Genomic DNA, 6,489 nt, shown 5'->3' with positions numbered 1-6,489 from the left:
AAATAAGTATCCGGTTCTGCTTCATTCTGAGTTGCAGTCAATACAGGGAATATAGATGATTCAATTTCTTCTGCAATTTCGACGGCGGTTTGTAAATAAGATTTATTGCCACTTGATAATTTTGTTTTCATGTTGATTGGCCTTGTTTATCATTGTTGTTCTTTATTTAAGCTCTCAATGATTTTATTTGTGGTATCTATAGCCATCTCTATTAAGTGACTTCTTTCTTTATCTTGCTCGGCAGATGACCAAGTGAATAGATAAGTTTGCAATCGTTCGGCGAGTTCTAACGGGCTTTTTATTCCAGTGGTTTTCGAGTTTGTTAAAACCACCTGTGCCTGCGGAGGGGTCGATGTCATTATTATTTCCTTGAATAAACTAATTAACTTGAGTAACTCATCACGGCCTACTCGGAAATGAGCTGAAGTTAGTTAAATGCAGCCATAGTTGTTACGTAGATATAAAGGAATATCATTAAGCCATGAGCGATAATGCCTACGATACATCAAGCAAATTTCAATATGAAGTCTACGTAAAACAGGGTTATCTCGATAAACAATTAACTTACTACGATAATGGTCATATCCTTCTTTATCAGATTGAGCGCATAACATTGCAAATTTAGCTTGAGATTTAGTCATTTTATTTTCCAGAGAATTAATATTGTTTATTTCAGTTACGATTAACTATTTGTCCTATCCAGCCATAGATTACATATACGGGAGCTATCCTAAGTAAAACTTATTGAGATTCTTTCGAGTAACTTCACTGGCCCTGACTTTATCTAAAAGATAAATTATTGTAAATAGCAAATTGATAAATTTTTTATCAATTAATTTGTGATTTTTGATAAATTATTGATATTGATTGATAAATTTATTTATCTTTTGTGCTTTTTAAGACGTAAAAAACCAGCTCGAAAGCTGGCTTTAGTTATCTATTTTTTATTTGTGATTATCCCAATCGTGCGTAATCCATCTTCCATTTACCAACAACAAACCCATGTATATGAAATTTTGACTCATTTTCAGAATCAATTTCCCATCTGTCATAAATTTGATTATCACTGATAACAACTATCCTATCTTTTAAAAGTTGGAGTCGTTTAATGTGCATCCCATCCCCGTATGTAAATGCATAAATACCATCACTCACAAAGCGACTGACCGTTATATCTAAGACAACTAACTCACCGGGATTAATCGTTCCCAGCATGCTGTCACCTAGTGCGGTCGTTAGCTTTAATGATGTTGATGGTCTACTACCAAACATCCGTTTTGCATACTCAGGATCAACCTCAATTGAGCGAACTATATCGGGATAATCGCTATTCAATCTACCACCTCCGCAACTAAATTCCACATCGAGCTGTTCAATCCTGTATGAAAGATCAGTAACTTCATGTGAAATGTTTTGCAAGTGATAGTTTTCATTGTTTCTTTCTTTGTGACTATTATCACGGTTATCAATAGGATGCTGGGGAACATCTAACCAACCTATTGGTAGTGTTAAATTTTCCTCTATGCGCCTAGCAATAATATCTCCTACGTTTCTTACCGCATTATCACTCGTTAGCTGACTGAGCTGGCTGGGCGGAATCCCTATCAACTCTGCGAATGCTGCTTTTGATGTTCCCTGACGCACGTATTGTGTCATCAGGGTGCGCAAATTATTGCGTCTTATGTCTTTAGTTTCCATATCACGATGATCACATTAATTAGCAATTTGATAAATATGCAGCATGATAAAAAAACTTGCAAATTTTTATCAAAAAGATAAATTATGGATTGTAAATTAACTTATGAGATAAAAATATGAGAAATGATTTGCATCGCTGGAAAAAAGAAGCCAGCAAAGAAGACTGGAGCAGTCTCGCTCAAATCGTTGGGACAAGTATTGGATATTTAAATTTAATTGCGGGCGGATTTCGTAGAGCTTCACCAGATATGGCTAGTCGTATTGAAGATGGAACTAGGAAATTCAGCCGCTTATCACCAGTAAAGAAAGAAAATTTAATTTTCATAAATTCACAAACGAAGCATGTTTCCTGATTACACCAAAGTGACCATGCCCGAAATTTATCATCCGGGTGATGCGGAATGGATTCAAAAAATGCTTTCCGCCATGAAATCAACCATGAGGGAGTATGCGAGGGATAAGTACGCATATGTCTACAAACTTCGGCGGGATGAAGATCCTGTGCCATTCCGACGGGATAACACAGGAGCCAGAGCAGCCAACACATGGCTCAGGTTGTTTCTCAAGAAAAATTACAGATCGATGCAAGGTTATACCGAAGCGCCAATGTTAGCCCCGCAAGCACAGCCAAGGACACAGCCTCATTCGGAGGTTGCTTTAGGGCAGGAGCAAGACAGTAACACCGAAAAGGCTGTGTCTTCTGGCTGAGGTAACAATGGTTAAGGGATCGCTGAGGCTGAGTATGAAAAAAGCAGCCAAGTGAGAATGATCATCAAGGTGGGGAAAGTAAAAAAACTGGTAGTCACGAAAAGTACTAAATAAGTACCCCCTTATTTTTTTTGGATAAATAAGAATGATTCTCAATAAAAAAGCAGAAGAAATTATCGCAAAACACAGGAAATTAATTGCATGGAAGCCAGCAAGAGCTGTTGCTGCATTGGTAAAGATCGGGATGAGTGAGAGTGATGCAAAGGAGTTTGTGAAACAAAACTCACCGGAAAGGAAGCCACATAAACCTCACAAACCTCACAACAGCCACGCAAAGCCGGTAAATCTGGAGGCATTGAGCACTCATTACATCGTTGTCGGAGATTACGATTTGCTGGGTCTGAAACATCAGGATGTATTGATTGCCGCCATCCGAAATGGCAAAGGTAAGAGCTCATGGCGTGATGAGTCGATGGCGGTAACTCTATTTGGGTTAGTCAAGTCCTACCCGATCATTACAACAGCTGAGGTAAACAAATACCTCAACCGTGGCGCATTCATTGACAGCATTCCGTTGTTTATTGATGGAGAAGTGATTGAAGGGGAAGCAATGCCATCGGCGAATAACGAGAGCGTAAAAGACATTTTTCGAGCGGTTAAGCAACTGAAAAAAATCACTGACAGCCTGATGGGGTCCGGTGCACTACATCTTCAGAAATACCTCGACCGTGTACCGACTGATGAGGATGTTAAACGCGCTGTCGGTATCGTAGCCCCAGCAATAATAAACCCGCATTTCCATGAAATCGATTATGAGCGTCAGTACAACGAAATGCCTGTGGATGCTCACGCTGAAGACAGTAAGCGGATTATCAATGAGTGGAAAAGAGAATTGAGAATCAAAGGAAGCAAGAAACCGAACAGCGAAACTTTGGCGAGCACAGCTGATCCGGTTCTTGCGGAGAGAAATCATGAATAAACAAATTTCCGTTAATCATTATGGCATTAATTTTTTATTAGAGGAATGGCAATCCGTACCAATTACAGGTTATTTCGATTTTTATCGGGTAAGTAACCTTGGGCGCATCCATAGTCTGCACAGTAATCGGGTATTAAAAGGCAAGATCCACTATAGCGGTTATCACTCAGTGAAACTTTCTCTGAATGGAGTAATAACTGATTTTTCCGTTCATCGCTTGGTTGCTATGGCTTTTGTGCCTAACCCCATGAATCTGCCGGGCGTAAGACACTTAGACGGAGATATCCTGAATAATCAAGCATCCAATTTAACTTGGTCTTCCGCATCAAATGGCATTCTTAATAGCGCGATATTAGCTATCAGCACAGCAACTGGCAGTCATTTAGTTTTTGTTGGTAAAAACGATCTGCTTGCTGCTGGCTTTGATTCTTCAACGGTCTACGCCTGTTTGAACGGGCGAGCTAAAACTCACAAAGGTTACCGTTTTGAGCGTATCGCGCTGGAGGGTAAATCATGCTGAATATTACCCCTAACTTTGCTCAGGAGCGCGCCCTAAACATGCTGCGTCAGGATTGGAAGGGCTTTAATTCTTTCATGGTCTACGCTCCAACAGGTGCGGGCAAGACCGGATTAGCCGCGTTTATCACACAGGGTTTTGTCTCAAAGCGGAAAAAGGTCATGATGATCTGTCCTTTCACCGTCCTGATAAATCAGACTGCACAGCGCTTTATTGAGTATGGTTTGCCTGAAGATGAAATCGCTTATATCTGGCGGGATCACCCTAACCAAGACCCGACAAAGCTGATTCAGATTGCCTCAGCCGATACCCTGATACGCCGTGAATTCCCCGGTGATATTGATCTGCTGGTGATTGATGAAGCCCACCTGAAGCGCAAGAAGATACTGGAAGAAATCACCCGGCTGACCACCGAAACAAGCTGTAAGGTTGTCGGGTTATCAGGTACGCCATTTTCCCCATTCCTCGGTCACTACTACCAGAAGCTGATTAAGCCAACCACGATAAAAGAGTTAATCCAGCGTGGTGATTTGAGTGCTTACGAGTTTTACGCGCCTACCAAGCCCGATCTGTCAGGTGTGAAATCATCGACCAACCCGGAATACGGCAGTGATTACAAAGAAGCTGAGATTGCTGAAATCATGTGTGGCGCTGATTTGGTCGGGGATGTGGTCAGTAGCTGGCTTAAATTAGGCGAAAATCAGCCGACAGTCTGTTTTTGTGTGAATGTCAGTCACGCTAATTTTCTCACTATCGAGTTCGGTCGTGCCGGGATCAATGCTGAGGTCATGACTGCCAATACGCCGCCCGAAGAAAGAGATCTGATTATCCATCGTTTTGAACAGGGTGCGACCAAGGTCATTGTTAATGTGAGCGTACTCGTGGCAGGTTTTGATAGCGATGTCCGTTGCATTATCTACGCAAGACCCACTAAATCAGAAATACGGTGGCTCCAGTCAATCGGTAGGGGTCTTCGTACAGCCAAAGGTAAGGAGCGATGCATCATTCTTGATCACTCCGGTACCGTCCACCGTCTCGGCTATCCCGATGATATCGAATATGACGAGCTGCCCAGCAAAAACGATGGCATGAAGACTCATTCCAGCCACCGGGAGCAGGAAAAGCGGGAGAAGTTGCCGAAAGAATGCCCCTCTTGTCACTACATGAAGCCTGCCGGGGTTTATGTCTGCCCGAAGTGTGATTTTAAGCCCCTGACCGGGGAGGACATTGATGTCGATACCAGTCGTACGATTCAAAAACTCAGCAAAAAAGAGCGGGTTTACACCCAGGCTGAAAAGCAGAGTTTCTACTCGCAACTGAAGTATTACCAGAACCAGCGGGCTTCACAGGGTAAGACGTTCAGTGATGGCTGGGTAGCTAATACGTTTAAGGAAAAGTTCGGTGTCTGGCCTCGCGGTTTTCATGACACCCCACAGGAACTGACCCCTGAAGTGAACAACTTTATCAAGCATAAGCAAATTCAGTGGGCGAAGTCCCGCAAGAAAGCCGAGCAAGCACCGGTTAAAGAGCAGTTATCACTGGAGCCTGATGTCATTCAGCACCGTCTCAGTGATATCCGTGAACGCTTTGGCCTACAGGGAGAAACACGATGAACAGAATCAAAACCGCCGATGCCGTCATCGGTCGCTGGCCTGAGATTTTTAATTACTACAAATTACCGCCCGTAACCGGCAAGCGTCACTTTAAAGGGAAATGCCCGATATGCGAGCGGAAAGGCAGCTTTCGTATTGATGACCGGGATGGCAGGGGCACGTTCATTTGTACCTGCAACGCCGGGGATGGCTGGAAACTACTCACCCTGACGCAGGGGAAAGAGTACAAGACGTTAGCGGACGAGATTGATCTGCTGTTGGGTATCCAGTCCGACAAACGCAGCACAGTGAAAAAAGAGACCAATATCACCGGATTCAGAAACAGAGTGACGGCCTGTTATGCCAATTTATCCCATCTCAGAGGCACACAGGGTGAGGCTTATCTGCGTAATCGAGGCATTCATGTTCTGCCTGCTGATAACGTGAAATATTGCGCCGAACAGCCTGTCCGCAACGGCACCCTGCAAGCGATATGGGCACTGGCTACCGATTCAAAAGGGTTAGCGTGTTATCTGCACCGGACGTATTTAGACGGGGATCGGAAAGCCGCGTTAGAGGTGACGAAAAAAATGAACTCACTGCAAGACGAGAGCTATTTAGCACATGCCCAATCAGTGGCTATTCGTCTGTTTCCGGTGGATTCGACATTGGGGATTGCCGAAGGAATTGAGACTGCGCTTTCCTGCAAGCAGATTTACGGCGTAAACACATGGTCAACTATGAATGCCGGGTATATGGCGAAATTCATTGCCCCACAAGGCGTGAAACACCTCATTGTTTTTGCAGATAACGACTGGAGCGCCACGGGTCACGCGGCTGCGATGGAGTGCGCCCGTAAGAATTTACAGGCTCATAACGATGTTGAAAAAGTCAGCGTTCGTTGGCCAGACGCCGGTGATTTTAATGACCTGCTCCAGAACGGGGATCAGGCCAGAGGATTAGAGTTTATAAGAAAGACAGCGGAGACAGCATAA

Annotated in this window: 9 protein-coding genes; 7 read left to right on the top strand and 2 right to left on the bottom strand. The window is 43.6% G+C overall.

Features of this window, described 5'->3' with window-relative positions; translation table 11 throughout:
- Positions 1-149: 149 nt before the first annotated feature.
- Positions 150-359 (bottom strand): hypothetical protein, encoded by a 210-nt coding sequence (locus AACS92_RS01270; RefSeq protein WP_099108301.1) that lies wholly within the window; start codon positions 357-359, stop codon positions 150-152.
- 122 nt (positions 360-481) lie between these two features.
- Between AACS92_RS01270 and AACS92_RS01265 the strand changes: the two genes are divergently transcribed.
- Complete coding sequence (locus tag AACS92_RS01265) at positions 482-625, top strand: hypothetical protein (protein WP_193756833.1); 144 nt, start codon at positions 482-484, stop codon at positions 623-625.
- Between the two features lie 329 nt (positions 626-954).
- Here AACS92_RS01265 and AACS92_RS01260 read toward each other — a convergent pair whose 3' ends face one another.
- The gene (locus AACS92_RS01260) at positions 955-1,698 is read right to left on the bottom strand and encodes a S24 family peptidase (protein ID WP_099108300.1); all 744 of its coding nucleotides are present in this window, start codon (positions 1,696-1,698) and stop codon (positions 955-957) included.
- A 116-nt stretch (positions 1,699-1,814) separates the two neighbouring features.
- Here AACS92_RS01260 and AACS92_RS01255 point away from each other — a divergent pair, with 116 nt between their 5' ends.
- The 6 genes from AACS92_RS01255 to AACS92_RS01230 all read left to right on the top strand — a co-directional run bounded on the left by AACS92_RS01255 (position 1,815) and on the right by AACS92_RS01230 (position 6,489).
- Entirely contained in the window at positions 1,815-2,051 is a 237-nt protein-coding gene (locus AACS92_RS01255; protein WP_099108299.1) for a transcriptional regulator, read from the top strand.
- 16 nt (positions 2,052-2,067) lie between these two features.
- Positions 2,068-2,406, top strand: coding sequence for a hypothetical protein (locus AACS92_RS01250; RefSeq protein ID WP_153044721.1), 339 nt, complete (start codon positions 2,068-2,070; stop codon positions 2,404-2,406).
- A gap of 145 nt (positions 2,407-2,551) precedes the next feature.
- The gene (locus AACS92_RS01245; protein WP_099108297.1) at positions 2,552-3,385 is read left to right on the top strand and encodes a hypothetical protein; all 834 of its coding nucleotides are present in this window, start codon (positions 2,552-2,554) and stop codon (positions 3,383-3,385) included.
- Positions 3,378-3,905 (top strand): NUMOD4 domain-containing protein, encoded by a 528-nt coding sequence (locus AACS92_RS01240; protein ID WP_099108296.1) that lies wholly within the window; start codon positions 3,378-3,380, stop codon positions 3,903-3,905. Before AACS92_RS01245 ends, AACS92_RS01240 begins: the two co-directional genes overlap by 8 nt.
- Positions 3,899-5,515: a DEAD/DEAH box helicase gene (locus AACS92_RS01235; RefSeq protein ID WP_099108295.1), complete on the top strand. Its 1,617-nt coding sequence runs from the start codon at positions 3,899-3,901 to the stop codon at positions 5,513-5,515. Before AACS92_RS01240 ends, AACS92_RS01235 begins: the two co-directional genes overlap by 7 nt.
- Entirely contained in the window at positions 5,512-6,489 is a 978-nt protein-coding gene (locus AACS92_RS01230) for a DUF7146 domain-containing protein (protein WP_099108294.1), read from the top strand. The genes AACS92_RS01235 and AACS92_RS01230 overlap by 4 nt, the downstream gene beginning before the upstream one ends.

Origin of the sequence: Xenorhabdus sp. KJ12.1, assembly GCF_963876495.1 — a bacterium.
Taxonomy (GTDB): domain Bacteria; phylum Pseudomonadota; class Gammaproteobacteria; order Enterobacterales; family Enterobacteriaceae; genus Xenorhabdus; species Xenorhabdus stockiae.
The sequence above is the reverse complement of the archived record's forward strand: the minus strand, read 5'-3'. Positions and strand labels throughout refer to the sequence as shown.

What these genes read in the sequence shown, in the direction of transcription:
- AACS92_RS01270 (WP_099108301.1), bottom strand. Translation starts at nt 359, where the DNA reads ATGACATCGACCCCTCCGCAGGCACAGGTGGTTTTAACAAACTCGAAA.
- AACS92_RS01265 (WP_193756833.1), top strand. Translation starts at nt 482, where the DNA reads ATGAGCGATAATGCCTACGATACATCAAGCAAATTTCAATATGAAGTC.
- AACS92_RS01260 (WP_099108300.1), bottom strand. Translation starts at nt 1,698, where the DNA reads ATGGAAACTAAAGACATAAGACGCAATAATTTGCGCACCCTGATGACA.
- AACS92_RS01255 (WP_099108299.1), top strand. Translation starts at nt 1,815, where the DNA reads ATGAGAAATGATTTGCATCGCTGGAAAAAAGAAGCCAGCAAAGAAGAC.
- AACS92_RS01250 (WP_153044721.1), top strand. Translation starts at nt 2,068, where the DNA reads ATGCCCGAAATTTATCATCCGGGTGATGCGGAATGGATTCAAAAAATG.
- AACS92_RS01245 (WP_099108297.1), top strand. Translation starts at nt 2,552, where the DNA reads ATGATTCTCAATAAAAAAGCAGAAGAAATTATCGCAAAACACAGGAAA.
- AACS92_RS01240 (WP_099108296.1), top strand. Translation starts at nt 3,378, where the DNA reads ATGAATAAACAAATTTCCGTTAATCATTATGGCATTAATTTTTTATTA.
- AACS92_RS01235 (WP_099108295.1), top strand. Translation starts at nt 3,899, where the DNA reads ATGCTGAATATTACCCCTAACTTTGCTCAGGAGCGCGCCCTAAACATG.
- AACS92_RS01230 (WP_099108294.1), top strand. Translation starts at nt 5,512, where the DNA reads ATGAACAGAATCAAAACCGCCGATGCCGTCATCGGTCGCTGGCCTGAG.